Here is a 17,310-nt window from a genome sequence, read left to right on the forward strand (position 1 = left end):
AGGAGGCTGTCGCCCTTACGCCGAGGGTATTGGTGGTTCGGGCGGGTGTCCGTGGGCCCGGATGCTGTCGGTGACGGCAACCCCGGCGAGCACGAGGGTGGCGGTGAGACCGGCAACCAGCGCGGGGGTGAGCACCAGGACGGGGCCCGCAACCACCAGTACGAGCAGCGCGACCAGCCGGGACGGCGACACCCGGCTGAACACCTCGTACTCGAATCGGGCGCGTCCGGCCAGGAACAACGCGGGCCCGCCGAGGATGACGCCGGCAAGCCAGGGCGCCGTCTGCTCGGTGGGGTGGACGATGACGACCTCGATACCGGCAGCGGTGGCGACCACACCGGCCACCATGAGCAGGTGAGTGTAGGGCGCGGACCGTACGAATCTGCCTGGATTTCGGGATGTTTCGATGGCAGCTTGCAGCAGGGCCCCGGCGCGGTGGACGTAGATCTGCCACAGCAGCACGGTGGCGGCGAAGCCGACCAGGAGCGCCACCGTACGGACGGTCGTCGGGTCGTTGTCGGCGTAGGCCAGCGTGGTGACGAGGATGAGGTCCCCGAGGGCGAGGGTGAAGAACTGCTGGTAGCGCTCCGCCAGGTGGTCGGCTGCCACCGCGTACTGGGGCATGGGTACCCGGCCGATCCGCGGCGTGGGGTAGCGGAGCGAGGCTGACCCGTAGTCGACGGCGAGCGCGGCGGCCCACAGCAGGCCCCGCGCCGGGCCTGCCACGAGACCGCCGGCGAGCCACGGTACGGCGGACACGACGAACCAGAAGATGAACCGGCTGGCAGGTAGTCGCGCCGCGCGGCCGCGGAGCGCGGCGACGAGAAAGATGCCACGTCCCACCTGGATCGCCACGTATGCGCCCGCGAAGAGCAGGGCGTGCGCGGCGAAGGCTCCGGGCAGTGAGCCTGCCATCAGGATGGTCCCGAGCATGACCCAGAGCGTCGTGACGAAGATGGGCGGCCGTTGCGCGTAATAGAGGTCGGTTGCCAGCGCGGTGGCGGACCAGACCCACCAGATCGCCATCAACAGCAGCAGGGCCTGGAAGCCCCCGACCCAGTCGAGACGCTGCGCCAGGGTTCGTGAGGTCAGGGCGAGCGCAGCGACGAACACCAGATCGAGAAACAACTCCAGCAGGGTGGCCCGCTGCGGCCCCTCATCCCTACGGGTCAGCCCTACCGCTTGATCGGTCGTCATCAGGTGCCCGTCTACTGACTCCGAGGTCTGGTGGGACTCGAGAGCGGCCTGCGACAGGGAGAACGGGCCGAGTCGTATGCGGCGAGAAAGCCCTGATTGATGTTACGGGAGCATCAGCCGTAACTAGGGCGAAGAGGATGTTCTGTTCTCCGCCCGCCCGGAAAGACCCCTGTCACCTCGGGCTGCCCTGATGCTCCCTGCCCCTCATGGCGACTCCGTCGCTACCACCTTCGTTGTCCCAGACCTCGTACCGATCGGCGGGCGTTGTCGCCGCGGCACCCGCTGGCGCCAGGGCGGCGGCCAGGATGTCCGGCGCGTGTCTGAGGTTGGCCGGGTCGGCGGCGGTCGCCATCGCCCACTCGGCTGCCGACGGCGGGGTGGCGGGTGGCACCACGAGCAGGTCGACCTGGATGTCCCGGCCCGTGGTGGCGACAAGAACGGCGGGGTCGAGGGTGTCGAACCACCCGAGACGAACCACGTCCCGTCCCACGGTCAACCGCCAAAGCCGGGAGTCCCAGGCGTGGATGTTGAGCATGAGGTGCCGGATCCGGCCATGTCGTTCAGCCAGGGCGTGCAGAAGGCCGGGGAGTTCGGCGGCCGGGTCCCAGGACCGCGGCCACCAGCCGCCGTCGAGCACCGTGCTTCCCCGATCGGTGGCGAGGACGAGCCGAGGTGCGGCCGGCGTCGACGCGGGGGCCCTGGCGGTGTGTCGCTGGGTGACGGACATGGCTGGCTCAGCCTTCCTGGTGGGGCGGCGGGGCCTGGGCAACGCCGGTCATCGGTGGGGTTGGTGAACCGGGCGCGGGCCAACCGGCCGGCGGTGTCGCGGAACTGCGGTTTCGCATCCTCAGTTGGAGGATCCGGGCGGTGCCGGGGAGGGCGACGAGCAGGACCCCGATCACCGCCGCCAGCAGCAGCGCCACACCGGTCGGCAGAGCCACCCGTGCACCGAAGAACGCCACGTCGGCCCGCTGTCCGTTCTGAAGTACGAAGATCAGGAGCAGCAGGAGCACGATCGCGAACACCACGGCGACGATCCACAGATCCCCGACTCGCGAGCGCTTCATCGCAGGCCGAAGGGGTTTCGGGCGGGAAGCGGCGGGGCCGTCGTGTCCGTTGACGGTGGAGGGTTGGACGTGCCTGTCTCGGGGTGCGGTCATGACGAGCCGCCGCCTTCCGATGGGTGCCCGGCGTAGCTGGCCGTCTGTGTGCGCCAGCGCGGGCGAGGGTTTGGGCGAGCGGCGACATACTGTCGGGGCCCGGGGTATGCCGGTGCGGGGAAGGGCCGGCCATCGGCGCCGCGGAGAGGCGGCGACCTGGTCGATGGATGTGCGGGGGGCGGGTGATTTGAGCGTACGCCTCCGCGGCGGCCGCCGCTGTGCGGGCAGTTTCCGCCGCGCCCGGCCACCGTGCGGGTGCAGGTTCACAGGGCGAGGGCGTACGGTGAACATGTCGCCCGGGACCCGGTGGCCGCCAGATGCCGTCGCCACCAGCCCATGAGGGGCGTTATCCCCATCGCCGCGAGGTGCTGGTCGTGTTGGTTGATCGCCGACCACGTCCGGCCGTCGGATTCACCGGTCACCGCACATTCGGGCTCGGCGCGAGGGCCGGTGGTGGATTCCGACCCGTTCACACCGCCGTCCGCGAGCATGACCGTTTCGGACGGCTCAACAAGGGAGCACCTGATGAGGATTGCCAGAAACAGGATCGTCAGCGCACTTCGCGACCGAGGCCAGCAGGCCAGGGCCGACTGGGTCGAGCGCGAGCTGCCGGAGCGCGTTGACCCCGCCAAGCACTCCGGCCTGCTCGCCACCCTGCATCTCGACCCGGCTGACCTCGCCGACGCGCCCTCTCCGTGAGGGTGGCGCTGCTCGGACCAGTCGCCTGGCGCACGCCTCCGCACCACTACGGCCCCTGGGAGCAGGTGACCGGCCTGCTCGCCGAGGGGCTGGCCAGCCGCGGCGTCGACGTGACTCTCTTCGCGACGCTGGACTCGGTCACCTCGGCCCAGCTGGACGGCGTCTGCCCCCGCGGGTACGCGGACGACCCGGACATGGACGGCCGGGTGTGGGAGGCGATGCACGTCGCCTACGCGCTGGGCCGCTCAGCGCAGTTCGACCTGGTGCACAGCCACCTCGACTGGCTGCCGCTGGCCTTCGCGGAACACTGTCGCGCTCCGCTGCTCACCACCGTTCACGGCTTCTCCGGCGCGGGGATCCTGCCCGCCTACGCCCGGGCCCGCTCGTCCTACGTGTCGATCTCCGACGCCGACCGGGCCCCCGAGCTCGACTACCTCGCCACGGTGCAGCACGGCGTGGACCTCACCGGGTTGCCGTTCACCCCCGATGCCGGCCCCGGACTGGCGGCCTTCGGCCGGATCCATCCTGACAAGGGCACCCACACCGCCATCGAGATCGCCCGCCTCGCCGGCCGGCCCCTGACCATCTGCGGCATCGTGCAGGACGAGCGGTACTTCGCCGAGCAGGTGGCCCCGCACATCGACGGTGACCAGGTCATCTTCCTCGGGTCGGTCGGTCCCCGCCGGCGTGCGGAGGTGCTGGGAGCCAGCACCGCCCTGCTGCACCCGATCGCGTTCGACGAACCGTTCGGACTGTCGGTCGTGGAGTCAATGGCCTGCGGGACGCCGGTCGTCGCGTACGCGCGAGGGTCGATGCCGGAGGTCGTCGACGATGGCGTGACGGGGTTCCTCGTCCATACCGTCGAGGAGGCCGTCGACGCGGTGACCCGGGCCGCCGGCCTCGACCGCGAAGGTTGCCGGGCGCGGGCTCAGCAGCGCTTCAGCGCGGACCGGATGGTCACCGACTATCTCGCCGTCTACGACCACCTCCTTCACAGCTGAACCGCCTCGAATCCGTTCCGCCGGTCACACACGCTGACCGGTGTGCGCCGTCACGCGTGAGGTTCGTCCCTCGTACTCCCGGGGCGGCCGACAACCGGAAGGCCCGACACCCATGCCCAGCTACGGATTCCTCAGCACCCACCCACCGACCCGGTGCGGACTGGCCACCTTCAACTCCGCCCTCGCCGCCCAGTTGACCGCCGACGGCGCGCGCGGCGGCATCGTGCGGGTCACCGACCACGGCGATGACCAGCGGCCCGGGCCCGGGGTGGTGCACACCTGGTCGGCGCGCACCCCGGCCGGCTGGCGGGACGCCGCGGCGGTCCTGAGCAGCTTCGACGTGGCCATCGTCCAGCACGAGTACGGCATCTACCCCGGCAACGACGGCGAGGACGTCCTGCCCCTGCTGCGCCGGCTCACCGTGCCGAGCATCGTGGTCCTGCACACCGTGCTCCGCCAGCCCTCCGCCCGGCAGAAGTCCCTGCTGGAGCAGATCGTCGCCACCGCGGGTGCGGTCGTGACGATGACCGACACCGCCCGTGACCGGCTGCTCGTCGGCTACGCCGTGTCGCCGGGCAAGGTCACGGTCATCCCGCACGGCGCCGCCGAGCACGTCGGCGTGCGCGTCGACCGACGGGCCCGCCCGCACCTGCTGACCTGGGGGCTGATTGGTCCCGGCAAGGGCATCGAGTGGTCGTTGCGGGCCCTCGCGCGGTTGCAGGACCTGGAACCGACACCCACCTACACCGTCGCCGGCCGGACCCACCCCAAGGTGATCGAGCACCAGGGCGAGACGTACCGGTCGGGCCTGCACCGGCTCGGTGCGCAGCTGGGCATCGCGCACGCCGTGGACTACCAGGACGTCTACCACGACCTGGAGGCACTGGGTCGGTTGATTCGCTCCGCCGACGTGGTCGTGCTGCCGTACGACTCCCGCGAACAGGTCACCTCCGGCGTGCTCATCGAGGCGGTGGCCGCCGGCGTGCCCGTGGTGGCCACCGCGTTCCCGCACGCCGTCGAGCTGCTCACCGGTGGACCAGGTCTGGTCGTACCCCACCAGGATCCGGCGGCGCTGGCCGCGGCGATCCGGCGGATCCTGATCGAGCCCGGTCTGACCGCCCGGCTGGCCGGCCGCATCCGGCCACTGGCCGCGCATCTGCGCTGGCCGGCGGTGGCGGCCCAGTACGGCACGCTCGCCGAGCGGCTCACCGAGGCCCGCCCGGCCGTCGTCGGCGCGGCGTCGGCATGACCGCGACCACCGGCCACCCCACCATGTCGGCCGGCAGACGCTGGGTGACGGCGCCGGCGCCGAGCTTCGCGCACCTGAGCCGGCTGAGCGACGACACCGGCCTGTTCGAGCACGCGCGGCACGCCATCGTCCGCCGCGAGCACGGCTACTGCACCGACGACGTGGCCCGCGGCCTGGTGGTCATCAGCCGCGAGCCGGAACCCACCGATGAGGTGCTCCGACTCGCGGAGCGTTACCTGGCCTTCCTGACCCACGCGCAGGACGCCGGCGGCGCCTTCCGCAACCGGCTCGGCCACGACCGGCGCTGGGCCGACGATCCTGGGCTCGGCGACTGGTGGGGCCGAGCGCTGTGGGGGCTGGGCACCGCCGCTGCCCGCAGTCCCGCCGCCTGGATACGGGAGGAGGCGCTGGTCGCCTTCACCAGGGGCGCCACGCGGCGCTCCCCGGCCCCGCACGCGATGGCCTTCGCCGGGCTCGGCGCGGCCGAGGTGCTGCGCCGGCACCCGGGCCACGCCGTCGCGGCCGCGTTGCTCGCGGACGCGGCGACCACCATCGGCGTCCCCGGGGCCGACCAGCGGTGGCCCTGGCCGCGGCAGCAGCTGACCTACGCCAGCCCGGCCCTCGCCGAGGTGGTCATCGCCGCCAGCCAGCTGCGCCACGGCGGTCCAGCCCTCGACGAGGGTCTGCGGATGCTGACCTGGCTGCGGGACGTCCAGCTTCGCGAGGGGCGACTGTCGGTCGTGCCCGCCGGAGGCTGGCGGCGCGGCGCGGTAAGACTCCACCACGACCAGCAGCCGATCGAGGTGGCCGCCTTTGCCGATGCCTGTGCCACGGCAGCCACGGTCACCGGCGACGCCGATTGGGAGACCGGGGTGCGGCAGGCGGTCGGTTGGTTCCTCGGCGACAACGACGTCGGTACGCCGATGTGGGATCCGGCGACCGGCGGCGGCTACGACGGGCTGACCCCGCACGGACCCAATCTGAACCAGGGCGCCGAATCCACCCTCGCGCTCATCTCCACCCTGCAGCACGCCCGGCGGTGGTCGTGACCGGCATCCTGGCCGTCCGGCAGCACCGCATCCTCACCCCGGACCCACGCCGGGTCATCGTCAAGCTTTTCGTCCCAGGTGAGGACGCCGCGGTGGTACGCACCCGCGCGGGTGCGCTCATCGACCGTGTGGCGCGCCTCGACGAGGAGGAAACCGGCAGGCTGTTGAGGGACACCTTCGACCGCTTCGGCGCCCGGCACCGCGACCTGGCCGGTACGTTCCACCACCACTACGGCCTCGTCCGGCACCGCGCCGCCCGGGCCTGGGATCTCTCTCCCACCAGCCGGCTCCTGGTTGGCGCCTACTTCAGTCACGAGTACGCGGTCGAGTCCGCCGCCCTGTGCAACCCGTCGATGGTGGCCCACCCCGACCAGACCGAGCTGAGCGCCGGGCAGCTGCGCGTCGCGGTCAGCCTGCGCCAGATCGGCGAGGGCCACCTGTCGTCCATCGGCTTCGCCACCGCGGTCCTCGGACCCGGGCGCCAGCTCGTCATCGCCGACCGGTCCGGCCCTCTGGCCGTTGGACAGCGAACGGGCGTACGGCACCGCCGGGACCTGCTCGCTGCCGGGCTGGCCGAGGAGGACGTCGACAATGAGGTCAGCGCCACGGTGCTGGACGCCCTGCCCGACCGGTATGACGAGGCCACCTTCGAGCGGGTGCTCGGCGACCTGCCAGCGGATCTGCTCTCCCGCAGCACCGGGATGGGCACCCTCGAGCAACTGCGTCGCACCAACGCCGGCAGCTACGCCACGGCCTTCCCCGCCGACACGGCTCTGCACGAACGGGTGCTCTGGCCGGCCACCCCGGCAGAGAGCAACGGCATGGAGGACGCCCGGTTCGTTCGGTTCGTGGACGAGTCCGGCCCGATGTACCGGGCCACCTACACCGCGTACGACGGCCGGAACATCGCCACCCGCGCGCTGGCCAGCAGCGACCTGCGCCGTTTCGAGATGACCCCGATGCGTGGGCCGGGTGCCCGTAACAAGGGGATCGCGCTGTTCCCCCGTACCGTCGGCGGCCGGCACCTGGCTCTCTGCCGCGCCGACGGCGAGACCATCGGTTTGACCGTGCTGGACGGCGAAAACCGCTGGCAGTCCCCTGTCCCGCTGCACGCCCCCCGGGACAGTTGGGAGTTGATCCAGGTCGGCAACTGCGGGTCTCCCATCGAAACCGACGCGGGCTGGCTCGTGCTCACCCACGGTGTCGGGCCCATGCGCCGGTACGCCATCGGCGCTCTCCTGCTCGACCTGCAGCGACCGGAGCGGGTCGTCGCGCACCTTCCCGGCGTGCTCCTGTCAACCGACCAGGGCGACCGGGACGGGTACGTACCCAACGTCGTCTACTCCTGCGGCGGGCTGATCCACGACGGCGAGCTGTGGCTGCCGTACGGGGCCAGTGACACCCGGGTCGGTTTCGCCACCGTGCCGGTCGCCGCCCTCCTCGCCGCGATGGTGGAGTCCCCACCTACGGACGGCAGGAACGGGTGAGGGCCGGCCGTCGCGCCGCCCGTGAGCCGCGGTGAGTGGGATTTTGCACTCACAGTGCACTTGTCTCCGATTCCGGGGCTGTCTAGCTTCAGACCATGCCTGCCTCATGGACACTCGCCGTTGCCCGTGGTGACCTCGGCCGGACCACCTTCGTCGATGGCGTGACGCCCGCCCTGTCCGATGGTGAGGCGCTGCTCCGTGTGGACCGTGTCGGCCTCACGGCCAACAACGTGACCTACGCGGTGCTCGGTGACTCGATGCGCTACTGGCAGTTCTTTCCGCCGGACGCCCGTGGGCTCGGGCCGCAGTGGGGGCTTCCGCCGCTGTGGGGCTTCGCCGAGGTGATCGCTTCGGCGGTTCCGGAGGTCGCGGCGGGGCAGCGGGTCTACGGCTACCTCCCGTCCGCGGGTCACCTCGTGGTGCGGCCGCACCGGGTGGATGCGTCCGGTTTCCGCGACGCGAGCAGGCACCGCGCCGAGCTGCCCTCGCCGTACAACGCCTACCGGTCGACCACCGGCGACTCGGCGTACCGGCCCGACCAGGAGGATCTGCTGATCCTGTTCCGGCCGCTGTTCTTCACCTCCTTCATGCTGGCCGATCAGGTCGTCGACAACGGCTTCTACGGCGCGGCGTCGCTGGTGATGTCGTCGGCGTCCAGCAAGACCGCCTACGCCACGGCGTTCGAACTGCACGGTCGCGGCCCACGCCTGGTCGGGCTCACCTCACCCGGCAACCTCGCCTTCACGCGGTCACTCGGCTGCTACGACGAGGTCCTCTCCTACGACGACATCGGCGTCCTCGACGTGGGTCCGACCGTCTATCTCGATCTGTCCGGCGCGCCATCGACCCGTGCCGCTCTGCGACGGCATCTCGGTGACCAGCTCGTGCGGGACATCGCGGTCGGGCTCACCAACCAGACCCCGAACGCCGACGCCGCCGAGGAGGTGTTCTTCGCGCCGGTCCAGATGCGCAAGCGCAGTCAGGAATGGGGCCGCGAAGGGCTCGACCAACGGTTTACCGAGGCCTGGCAACGGTTCACCGCCGTGGTGAGTGGCTGGCTCGACGTCCGGGTCGGTGCGGGGCCGGAAGCCCTGCGGAACGCGTGGCTCGAGGTCCTCGGCGGTCGTACGCCACCACGGGTGGGGCACGTCGTCCAGTTGTGACTAATCCCTGATCGACCGGAAACGGCACTGACCGTTACGGGACGATCGCGTCGACGTAGCCGCCGTCGACCCGGACCGCAGCGCCGGTCGTCGCGGAGGCGAGGGGAGAGGCGAGGTACGTGACCATGTTGGCGATCTCCTCGGGCTCGATCAGCCGCTGAAGCAGGGACTGCGGCCTGTGCAGTCGCATGAACTCCCGCTGCGCCTCCTCCCACGGCAGGCTGTCGCCCATGAGCTCGGAGATGAAGTCCTCCACGCCTCCGGTGTGGGTGGGCCCGGCGAGCACCGAGTTGACGGTCACGCTCGTGCCGGCGGCAGCCTTCGCGAACCCGCGCGAGACGCCGAGAAGTGCCGTCTTGGTGACACCGTAGTGGATCATTTCGGCCGGGATCACGACAGCCGAGTCGCTGCCGACGTACTGCACGCGCCCCCAGCCGCGCTCCATCATCCCGGGCAGGTAGGCCCGGGTCAGCCGGACGCCGGCCAGCACGTTCACCTCGAAGTAGCGACGCCACTCGTCATCCGGGATCTCCAGCGCGGGGGTGGGGCCGAAGATGCCGAGATTGTTGATGAGAATGTCGACGGTGGGCAGCAGGTCGAGGGTCCGCGCGGCGCCCTCGTCGCTGGTCACGTCGGCATCGATCTCGATCACGTCGGCACCGGGGACCTCGTTCCGCAACGCCACCGCCGCCTGCTGGACGCTGGCGGCGGTACGGCCGTTGACCGCCACCCGGGCCCCCGCGCGGGCGAGGCCGGCGGCGATGGCAGCACCGATTCCCTGGGTCGAACCGGTGACCAGCGCGGTCCTGCCGGCGAGATCGATGTGAACCGTCATGTTGTCCTGTTCCTTCGCACTTCCCCGGCCACCCCGGGTCGGGGGACCGCTTCGGGCAACCTCGACCGTAACGGTGCCCGCCGAACCCGGCAGCGTGAGTCGCGGCAAATCCAGGCGCCACCTCAGTTTCCGTCGCCCCGGAACGCGAGGACCGGCGCGGCCGCGGTGCCGGACCTCGCCGCCGAACCTGGTACCGGCCGGCTCAGAAAATCTATGCCGGAACAGGTAGATATCCTCGGTGGTGCGGGGTAACGTTCTGCGAGTCGAGAGCAGAGAGTTACAAAGACGCAGACGGACCGCCCGGCCGTGAGGTCACGACGGGCGACAGGGATACCGCAGGTGGGGCCAAGGCTTCTCGCAGGGCTCCGCTTGATGTCCGCCGTAGGTGTGTGGGGCCATGAAGTCGCGTGGGCTCCGCCACCGGTGGACCGCACGTCAACAAGGGAAACAGGAAGCAGAGGAAAGGGAGGGCCGTACACCGTTGGATCGCCCGCCGTTGGCTGTCATTCCGGGCCAGGCGGACACCGCAGTTTCCATCGAACGAGAGGTGGTCTCCGGTCACGCATATGCGATCCTCGCACCCGATGCCTGTTCTGCGGGCTGGTGCGGATACGACAAGCCGACACTCCGGTCGGCAGATGGTGTTCTGACCCGTAACCCTGGGCCCCGGCGCGTAAGCGCCGGGGCCCTCGACGTGGAGGTGACATGGGGCTGAACCCCGATGACATGTTCGGCGACGAGGACTACCCCGCCTACACCATTGGTCAGGCCGCGGAGATGCTCGGTGCCTCGCAGGACTTCCTGCGCCGCCTGGACGAGGCGAAACTGATCCACCCACACCGCTCCGCAGGCGGGCACCGCCGCTACTCCCGTTACCAGCTACGCCTGGCAGCCCGGGCCCGGGAGATGGTCGACCAGGGCACGGCCCTGGAGGCCGCCTGCCGGATCATCATCCTCGAAGACCAACTCGAGGAAGCCCTTCGGCAGAACGAGAAGCGGCAGTACGGGACGTAACGGCTGGTTCAGGCGCGGTCGTCGAAGAGGTGGCCGCGCAGCCTGGCCTACGATCGGGTGATCAGCCGGGAGACGTGCATCGGCAGCGTGGCGAGGGCGTGCTCGTGAGTGGGGAGCGCGTGGTGGGGCAGATCGAGTCCCGGTTCAGTGGAGCCCTGGATCAATCGAGCTGATCCGGGTTGTCGCCCGCCATCGCAGTCGGCCGGGCCGGCTTCACCGCGAACGGATGGCGTAGGCGCTGCATGGCCTCCTCGCTGCCGTCGAAAGTCACGTCCGAACTGTCCAGCCCATCGGCGGTCACATTGGCGAGAAACAACACGGGCCGATCATTGCCGTTCGATGTCATGCATGAGTCCTGTCTTCAACAAGGAGTGGGTCTGGGCCGTCGGCACTCCTGCCGCACAACCTCGTGACGAACGCGGCGCTCACACTGGCGCCAGAGAGCGGTGTCTCGATCCCGGGCGAAGGCCCGACGACACCGATACATCGCACCATACCCGGCATCGCCCTTGGTCATGCGCTGCCGCATGCTCCTGTGCACACCCCGACCTCCGTTGCCGGCCGAGTCGGTGGTCAAGCCGGGGTCGGGTGGTCCGACTCGAACCGCTCGCGGGTCAGGAACGCGAGTCGGGCACGCTTGTCCGGCATGTCGATCTCGGACCCGAAGGTGAAGCCCTCGATCTCCAGCCGGCGTAGCGCGAGCCCGGTTGCGGACGTCCGGCTCGACGACGATCCGCTGGGCGGCCGGGTCACGGAACAGGAAGCGCGCCAGGGCGGGGCTGACGGCCGTGGTGAGGCCGTGGGCGAGTCGCCGGTCGGGGCTGAGCAGCAGAACCGCGCATACGGCCACAATAAGGGTAGGCTATCCTAATCGCGGCGATAGTCCTAGTCGATGGAGGCGGTATGCGGCTGTACATCACCGCGCTCAACCCCACCGACGCGGTCCTGGAAGGGTTCCTCCCCGCGGCGGCCTCGCTCGGGCTGCCGGTCACCGTGCTGACCGATCGACCCGGGGAGTGGCCGGCCGGTGCGCCGGTGACGCGGTGCGCGGTCCGGGACGCGGCAGCCGTGGTCGCGGCGACAGCACCCGACCGACCGGTGGCGCTGCTGTCCAACAGCGACCACCTTCAGGAGGTGACCGCCATCGCCGCCCGCAAGCTCGGTCTTCCCGGCAAGGATCCCGACGCGGCACGTCTGTGCAAGGACAAGGCCGCGGCCCGCCGGGCGATCGAGGCTGCGGGACTCGACCTGGTCCGCTCGGTCACCGTCGACCCTGGTGCGTCACCCGCGGTGTCGGGCGAGATGTTCCCGGCGGTGGTCAAACCCCGCGAGGGGGTTGCCAGCGAGGACGCCTACCTCGTGACCGACCACCGCGAGCTGACCGCCCGGGTCGCCGAGATCCGCGGCCGGCGGCCGGACGTGGCCCTGGTGGTCGAGGAGTACCTCGCCGGAGAGCTGCGGACCTACGACACCCTCGGCGACGGTACGGCGCTCGCCGACCTCGGCGGGTGGCGTACCCACCTCGGGCCGCCACCGACCTTCACCGAGGAGAGCCTCGACTGGTCGCCGCCGGAGGAGCAGGTCAGCAGCCAGCTACGGGCGCGGCTCGACGCGCTGGGGGTCGGCTTCGGCGCGTGCCACGCCGAATACGTCGTCCAGGGCGGCCGGGTCCGCCTGATTGAGGTCAACTACCGCCTCATCGGTGACCGGATGGATCTGATCCTCGCCGAACTGCTCGACGTGCCGCTGTTCGAGTACGTCATCCGGCTGCACCTCGGCGAGCCGCTGGCCGCTCTCGACCTGCCCGCCACCGTCGACCGGTACGCCCGGGTCGAGTACGTCTGCGCGGACCGGACGGGCCGACTCGCCGCCGCGCCCGGCCGACTGGACACCACCCACGACGGCGTCCGGCTGAGCTGCCGACCCCTGCGCGAGGTGGGGCGCACCGCCGCCCGCACCGGCACCAACCGTGACTACCTCGCCGTGCTGCACGCGATCGGCCCCGACCAGGACACCGTCCCGGCGTCGCTGGCCGCCTTCCGCCGTGACCTCCAGTGGACGATTGTCGAGTGAGCGACGACTGCGAGCGGGAGGTGTTCCTCCGGGTGCTCGACGCCCTCCTGCGGGAGGACCACCTCGGCCTGCTCAGCCGAGGCAGGCTGGCCGCACCCGACTGGTGGGAGGTCCCGCGCCCTGCCGGGCTGCTACGGATTCCGGTTCGCGCGGACGGCTTCCAGCAGGTCGTGCGCAGCGCCGCAGCGGTGGTGCACGTCGTCGTCGACGGGGACACCCGCCGGACGGCCACGCTGGATGGTCTGCTGACGTTGCTCGCTCCGCACGGCGACGTCGAGGCCGAGGCCGGCTGGCGGGACTTCGGTGCCGAGTGTCGAGCCGACCTGCGGGCCCGGCGGCTCGCCGCCCGTGCCCGGCCACGCGTGCTCGCCGCCGTGGCCGCCGAGCGCGCGGCCACCCCCACCGGGATGCCGGCGGCGCTCCTAGACGACGTGCTCGCCGCGCACCACGGTCATCCGGTCTACCCCACCGACCGGTGCCGGCGTGGGCTCGACGACGACGACCTTCTCCGGTACGCACCCGAGCACGCGCCGCGCTTCCCGCTGCGCTGGTACGCCGCCTCCGCCGACGAGGTGACCCGCACCGGTGACCTTCCGGCGTGGTGGCCGCAGGCGTCGCGTCCGGATCAGCTGCTGATGCCGGCGCATCCGCTCACCGCGGCACGCGACGCGCTACCGGTGGCGGACCTGCCGATGATCTCCGTGCGGCCCACCCTCTCCATGCGGACCGTCGCGCTCGACCACGACCCGTACCTCCACCTGAAGTTGCCGCTGCCGACCGCGAGCCTCGGGGCCCGCAACCGGCGGACACTGCACCCGGGCTCACTCGCCGACGGTGCCACGGTCGCCGGGCTGCTCGACCGGATCGCCACCGCGGAACCGGCCTTCGCCGGCCGGGTCCGGCATGCCGAGGAGAGCACCTACGCGTACGCCGACGGCGACGAACGGCGCGGTTTCCTGCTGCGCCGGTATCCGCGTGATCTGGCCGGCGTCCAGGTGGTGCCGGTTGCCGCCCTCGCCGCACCCGATCCGGTCACGGGCACCGTCCTCGAACGGGTCAGCCCCGGGCGACCCGAGACGCTGCTGGAGTCCTACCTGGATCTCCTGCTCGACTGGCACGTCTGCCTCTGGCTACGGCACGGGGTGGCCCTGGAGGCGCACCCGCAGAACATCCACCTGCTGGTGCACCCCGACGGGACGGTCGGCCTGCTCTACAAGGACAACGACGGCGCCCGGCTGGACCTCCGGCACGGCGGCGCGGCTGGGCTCAAGCTGCGGGACGAGCGGATGTGGGCACGCGATCCGCAGGAGCTGGCCGACGTGTTCATCACCATCACCCTGCACCTGGCCGCGGCGGCGCCCCTGATCGCCCTGGCCGGCAGAGGAATGGCCGTGCCCGCACCGGCCACCGCGCTCGCGCCCCGGTTGGCCGCGGCCCGGGACCGTTGGGGCGACGGGCCGTCGGTGCGATCCTTCACCGAGCGGGTCCTGCAGGCCGCCCACCTGCCCATCAAGGCGATGCTCACCGCCGGCACCCTGCTGCCCAAGCAGCGGCTCGGCTGCTCCGACGTCAACAAGTACTACCGGCGCACCGGCCCGAACTACCTCCGGGAGACACGATGACGAGCGCACAGCTGCGCTCCCGGCCGGGCGTCGACACCAGCCAACTCGCCGACCTGGCCTCCGCCCACACCGTCTTCGGCTGCCTGATGCGCGAGATCGCCCTGCCCGATGGCGACGCCACCGTGGTCGGCGGAGACTCCCGTCTGCTGCTGCGGCACCTCGACGTGACACTGCGCTGCGCCGTCGTGCGCACCTCGCCGCTCGGCGCGCACCGCTACGCCGGCCCGGTGCAGCGGAGCACCGACGCCGGCCGGTGGGAGGACCTGGACGCGGCCGGCCTGGCCGGTCTGGTCGCGGCGGAACTCGCCGCTCGTACCGGGCAGGTGAACGACGAGTTCCTCGGGCAGGTCCAGGCCAGCCGGGACACGGTGGCCCGGCTGCTCGCCGAGCGCCCGGCACAGGATCCCACCCCCACCGGCGAGCCGGCCATCGACGCGTACGTCGGTTCCGAACAGTCGCTGGTCTTCGGCCACCCCCACCACCCCACACCGAAGTGGCGCAGCGGTGATCCGGACAGTTGGCGGGCCTACGCGCCGGAGCTGCGCACCGTGTTCCGGCTGCACTGGCTCGCCGTACCGGACGATCTCGTCGCCGGCGCCGGGCCGTTCGACCCGCTGATCACCACCCTCGACCCGCCGCGGCCCCCGACCGGGCACCGGGTGCTGCCGGTGCACCCCTGGCAGCTGTCGCTGATCCCGCCAACGGATCCGCGGCTTCGCCACCTCGGTGCGGCCGGTGTTCCGGTACGGCCGACGGCGAGCGTCCGCACCCTCTACGCCCCCGACGCCGATCTGTTCGTCAAGACCAGCCTGCACGTGCGGATCACCAACTGCCTGCGCAAGAACGCACGGTACGAACTCACCGGTGCGGTCGCCCTCACCGAACTGCTGGCCCGGGTGCCGATGCCGGCCGGCGTCGGGCTGCTCGCCGAGCCCGCCTACCGCACGGTCGACGTCCCGGGCGCGGACGAGGCGTACGGGACGATCCTGCGCACCGGCCTGCGTCCGCACCTGCGACCCGGGGACACCCCGCTGCTGGCGGCGGCGCTGGCCGCCACGCCGCTGGCGGTACCGGACCCGGTGGCCTGGTGGCGCGCGTACCTCGGGCTGCTGGCGCCGGCGGTGCTGCGGAGCTGGCTCAGCCACGGCGTCGTACACGAGGCACACCTGCAGAACGTGGTCGTGGTCCTCGACCGGGAGCGCCGCCCGGTGCGGATGCTGCTGCGGGACCTGGAGGGCGTGAAGCTGGACACCGACCGGTGGGCCACCTGGCCGGACGGCGTCCCGCCGCAGGTCGGCTACGGTCCACGGGACGCCCGCCGCCGGATCGTCTACTGCCTGTTCGTCAACCACCTGGGCGGCGTCTGCGGTGCGCTCGCCGACGCGCGACCGGGGATCGAGCCGCGGCTGTGGCAGGAGCTCCGTACGGTCGTCGAGGCGGTGGCGGCCGACCTCGGCGATCCGCCGGAGCTGCGTGCGCTGTTGAGCGGGGAACCGCTGGTGGCCAAGGCGAACCTGCTGGTCCGGTGGCGACGCGACGCCGACCGCGCCGCCCCGTTCGTGCCGGTGCCGAATCCGCTGGGCGGATCACGGTGACCCGACCGGTCTACGTCCACGACCTCGACGGGCTGGCCGCGCATGCCCGGTCCGTCCGGGCGGCGCTGCCGCAGGGGGTCGAACTGCTCTACGCAGTCAAGGCGAACCCGGATCCGGGCGTGCTGCGGACCCTCGCACCGGTCGTCGACGGGTTCGAGGCGGCCAGCCGTGGCGAGCTGCGGAGGTTGGCCGAGGTGCTGCCGGGCCGGGCACCGGCCGCGTACGCCGGTCCCGGCAAGACCGACGAGGACCTCGCCGCCACCCTCGCCGCCGGGGTGCACCGCATCCACGTCGAGTCGCCGGCCGAGCTGCGGCGTCTCGGCGCGCTGGCCGCCGCCTCCGGCCGGTCGGCCCAGGTGCTGCTGCGCGTGAACCTGCCGGTGGCCGCGCCCGGCGCCAGCCTGGTGATGGGTGGTGGGCCCAGCCCGTTCGGCCTGGATCCGGCCGACGCGGTGGAGTGTGCCCGCCGGCCGCCCGCCGGCGTCGAGGTGCGCGGAATTCACGCCCACCTGGCCAGCGGGCTGGACGCCCCGCTCGCCGGCACGGTCGCCGCCGCCGTGGTCCGCTGGTCCGTCACCGAGGTCGGCGCCGCCGAGGTCGACGTCGGGGGAGGCATGGCCGTCGACTACGCAGACCCGGCGGCGCGCTTCGACTGGGCGAGCTACGGCCGATCCCTGGCCGAGGTCCTCGACGCGTATCCGGGCCTGCGGGTGCGCATCGAGCCGGGCCGGTCGGTCACCGCCTACTGCGGGGCGTACCTCACCGAGGTCATCGACGTGAAACGCTCCTACGGCGAGTGGTTCGTGGTGGTGTCCGGCGGCACCCACCACCTGCGTACACCCGCGGCGAAGGGCCACCCGCAGCCGTTCAGCGTGCACCGGCGGCAGGATGCCGACGGCCCACGCACCGACGGCGGGCCGGTCACCGTGGTCGGCCAGCTCTGCACCCCGAAGGACGTGCTGTCCCGCTCGGCCACCGCCGGGCCGATCGGCGTGGGGGACGTGCTGGCCTTCGCCATGGCCGGGGCGTACGCCTGGAACATCAGCCACCGTGATTTCCTGCTGCACGAACCTCCGCTGTTCCGGACCGGTGATCCACGGGAGGTGGCCGCCGACTGGGCGGCCCGACCGTTGCGGTCGTCACCCTGAATGCCGTGGGCCGTCGAG

General features: G+C 71.7%; 16 protein-coding genes and 1 pseudogene. 11 read left to right on the forward strand and 6 right to left on the reverse strand.

Annotation, left to right across the window (positions count from 1 at the left end; translation table 11 throughout):
• Positions 1–15: 15 nt before the first annotated feature.
• The 3 genes from BUS84_RS26145 to BUS84_RS26155 form a co-directional block, all read right to left on the reverse strand.
• A complete protein-coding gene (locus BUS84_RS26145) occupies positions 16–1,197 on the reverse strand; it encodes a low temperature requirement protein A (RefSeq protein ID WP_074316401.1) in 1,182 nt (393 codons plus the stop codon).
• A 172-nt stretch (positions 1,198–1,369) separates the two neighbouring features.
• Positions 1,370–1,924: a DUF5994 family protein gene (locus tag BUS84_RS26150; protein WP_143728512.1), complete on the reverse strand. Its 555-nt coding sequence runs from the start codon at positions 1,922–1,924 to the stop codon at positions 1,370–1,372.
• Positions 1,925–1,931: 7 nt separating this feature from the next.
• Complete coding sequence (locus tag BUS84_RS26155; protein ID WP_074316405.1) at positions 1,932–2,264, reverse strand: lipopolysaccharide assembly protein LapA domain-containing protein; 333 nt, start codon at positions 2,262–2,264, stop codon at positions 1,932–1,934.
• A gap of 618 nt (positions 2,265–2,882) precedes the next feature.
• On the opposite strand from BUS84_RS26155, the gene BUS84_RS38710 reads away from it, so the two are divergent.
• The 6 genes from BUS84_RS38710 (at position 2,883) to BUS84_RS26185 (ending at position 9,005) form a co-directional block, all read left to right on the forward strand.
• Entirely contained in the window at positions 2,883–3,056 is a 174-nt protein-coding gene (locus BUS84_RS38710) for a hypothetical protein (protein ID WP_167627081.1), read from the forward strand.
• Positions 3,053–4,057, forward strand: coding sequence for a glycosyltransferase family 4 protein (locus BUS84_RS26165; RefSeq protein ID WP_074316409.1), 1,005 nt, complete (start codon positions 3,053–3,055; stop codon positions 4,055–4,057). Before BUS84_RS38710 ends, BUS84_RS26165 begins: the two co-directional genes overlap by 4 nt.
• 112 nt (positions 4,058–4,169) lie before the next feature.
• A complete protein-coding gene (locus BUS84_RS26170; protein ID WP_074316410.1) occupies positions 4,170–5,306 on the forward strand; it encodes a glycosyltransferase in 1,137 nt (378 codons plus the stop codon).
• Positions 5,303–6,355, forward strand: a complete 1,053-nt coding sequence (locus tag BUS84_RS26175) for a glycosyltransferase (RefSeq protein ID WP_074316412.1) — start codon at positions 5,303–5,305, stop codon at positions 6,353–6,355. The genes BUS84_RS26170 and BUS84_RS26175 overlap by 4 nt, the downstream gene beginning before the upstream one ends.
• Positions 6,352–7,842: a glycoside hydrolase family 130 protein gene (locus tag BUS84_RS26180; RefSeq protein ID WP_074319127.1), complete on the forward strand. Its 1,491-nt coding sequence runs from the start codon at positions 6,352–6,354 to the stop codon at positions 7,840–7,842. Before BUS84_RS26175 ends, BUS84_RS26180 begins: the two co-directional genes overlap by 4 nt.
• Before the next feature lie 95 nt (positions 7,843–7,937).
• A complete protein-coding gene (locus tag BUS84_RS26185) occupies positions 7,938–9,005 on the forward strand; it encodes a DUF2855 family protein (protein ID WP_074316414.1) in 1,068 nt (355 codons plus the stop codon).
• 34 nt (positions 9,006–9,039) lie between these two features.
• On the opposite strand, the gene BUS84_RS26190 is transcribed toward BUS84_RS26185, so the two are convergent.
• Positions 9,040–9,840 carry an SDR family NAD(P)-dependent oxidoreductase gene (locus BUS84_RS26190; RefSeq protein WP_074316416.1) on the reverse strand — a complete coding sequence of 267 codons (801 nt, stop codon included), beginning with the start codon at positions 9,838–9,840 and terminating at the stop codon, positions 9,040–9,042.
• Between the two features lie 705 nt (positions 9,841–10,545).
• On the opposite strand from BUS84_RS26190, the gene BUS84_RS26195 reads away from it, so the two are divergent.
• A complete protein-coding gene (locus BUS84_RS26195) occupies positions 10,546–10,854 on the forward strand; it encodes a helix-turn-helix domain-containing protein (RefSeq protein WP_074316417.1) in 309 nt (102 codons plus the stop codon).
• A 160-nt stretch (positions 10,855–11,014) separates the two neighbouring features.
• Here BUS84_RS26195 and BUS84_RS37725 read toward each other — a convergent pair whose 3' ends face one another.
• Positions 11,015–11,200, reverse strand: a complete 186-nt coding sequence (locus BUS84_RS37725) for a hypothetical protein (RefSeq protein ID WP_143728513.1) — start codon at positions 11,198–11,200, stop codon at positions 11,015–11,017.
• A gap of 227 nt (positions 11,201–11,427) precedes the next feature.
• Positions 11,428–11,686 (reverse strand): annotated as a pseudogene (locus BUS84_RS26200) (GNAT family N-acetyltransferase); the annotation flags it as partial.
• 71 nt (positions 11,687–11,757) lie between these two features.
• Here BUS84_RS26200 and BUS84_RS26205 point away from each other — a divergent pair.
• The 4 genes from BUS84_RS26205 to BUS84_RS26220 are packed head-to-tail and all read left to right on the forward strand — an operon-like array spanning position 11,758 to position 17,292.
• The gene (locus BUS84_RS26205) at positions 11,758–12,927 is read left to right on the forward strand and encodes an ATP-grasp domain-containing protein (RefSeq protein ID WP_074316419.1); all 1,170 of its coding nucleotides are present in this window, start codon (positions 11,758–11,760) and stop codon (positions 12,925–12,927) included.
• A complete protein-coding gene (locus BUS84_RS26210) occupies positions 12,924–14,549 on the forward strand; it encodes an IucA/IucC family protein (protein ID WP_074316420.1) in 1,626 nt (541 codons plus the stop codon). Before BUS84_RS26205 ends, BUS84_RS26210 begins: the two co-directional genes overlap by 4 nt.
• The gene (locus BUS84_RS26215; RefSeq protein WP_074316422.1) at positions 14,546–16,144 is read left to right on the forward strand and encodes an IucA/IucC family protein; all 1,599 of its coding nucleotides are present in this window, start codon (positions 14,546–14,548) and stop codon (positions 16,142–16,144) included. Before BUS84_RS26210 ends, BUS84_RS26215 begins: the two co-directional genes overlap by 4 nt.
• Positions 16,141–17,292 (forward strand): alanine racemase, encoded by a 1,152-nt coding sequence (locus tag BUS84_RS26220; RefSeq protein WP_074316423.1) that lies wholly within the window; start codon positions 16,141–16,143, stop codon positions 17,290–17,292. The genes BUS84_RS26215 and BUS84_RS26220 overlap by 4 nt, the downstream gene beginning before the upstream one ends.
• The last annotated feature ends 18 nt before the right edge of the window (positions 17,293–17,310 follow it).

The organism is Micromonospora cremea (genome assembly GCF_900143515.1).
Classification (GTDB): domain Bacteria; phylum Actinomycetota; class Actinomycetes; order Mycobacteriales; family Micromonosporaceae; genus Micromonospora; species Micromonospora cremea.

Bases quoted from the DNA above. Each gene is read 5' to 3' on its own strand.
- BUS84_RS26145 (WP_074316401.1), bottom strand. From the start codon at position 1,197: ATGACGACCGATCAAGCGGTAGGGCTGACCCGTAGGGATGAGGGGCCG.
- BUS84_RS26150 (WP_143728512.1), bottom strand. From the start codon at position 1,924: ATGTCCGTCACCCAGCGACACACCGCCAGGGCCCCCGCGTCGACGCCG.
- BUS84_RS26155 (WP_074316405.1), bottom strand. From the start codon at position 2,264: ATGAAGCGCTCGCGAGTCGGGGATCTGTGGATCGTCGCCGTGGTGTTC.
- BUS84_RS38710 (WP_167627081.1), top strand. From the start codon at position 2,883: ATGAGGATTGCCAGAAACAGGATCGTCAGCGCACTTCGCGACCGAGGC.
- BUS84_RS26170 (WP_074316410.1), top strand. From the start codon at position 4,170: ATGCCCAGCTACGGATTCCTCAGCACCCACCCACCGACCCGGTGCGGA.
- BUS84_RS26175 (WP_074316412.1), top strand. From the start codon at position 5,303: ATGACCGCGACCACCGGCCACCCCACCATGTCGGCCGGCAGACGCTGG.
- BUS84_RS26185 (WP_074316414.1), top strand. From the start codon at position 7,938: ATGCCTGCCTCATGGACACTCGCCGTTGCCCGTGGTGACCTCGGCCGG.
- BUS84_RS26190 (WP_074316416.1), bottom strand. From the start codon at position 9,840: ATGACGGTTCACATCGATCTCGCCGGCAGGACCGCGCTGGTCACCGGT.
- BUS84_RS26195 (WP_074316417.1), top strand. From the start codon at position 10,546: ATGGGGCTGAACCCCGATGACATGTTCGGCGACGAGGACTACCCCGCC.
- BUS84_RS37725 (WP_143728513.1), bottom strand. From the start codon at position 11,200: ATGACATCGAACGGCAATGATCGGCCCGTGTTGTTTCTCGCCAATGTG.
- BUS84_RS26205 (WP_074316419.1), top strand. From the start codon at position 11,758: ATGCGGCTGTACATCACCGCGCTCAACCCCACCGACGCGGTCCTGGAA.
- BUS84_RS26215 (WP_074316422.1), top strand. From the start codon at position 14,546: ATGACGAGCGCACAGCTGCGCTCCCGGCCGGGCGTCGACACCAGCCAA.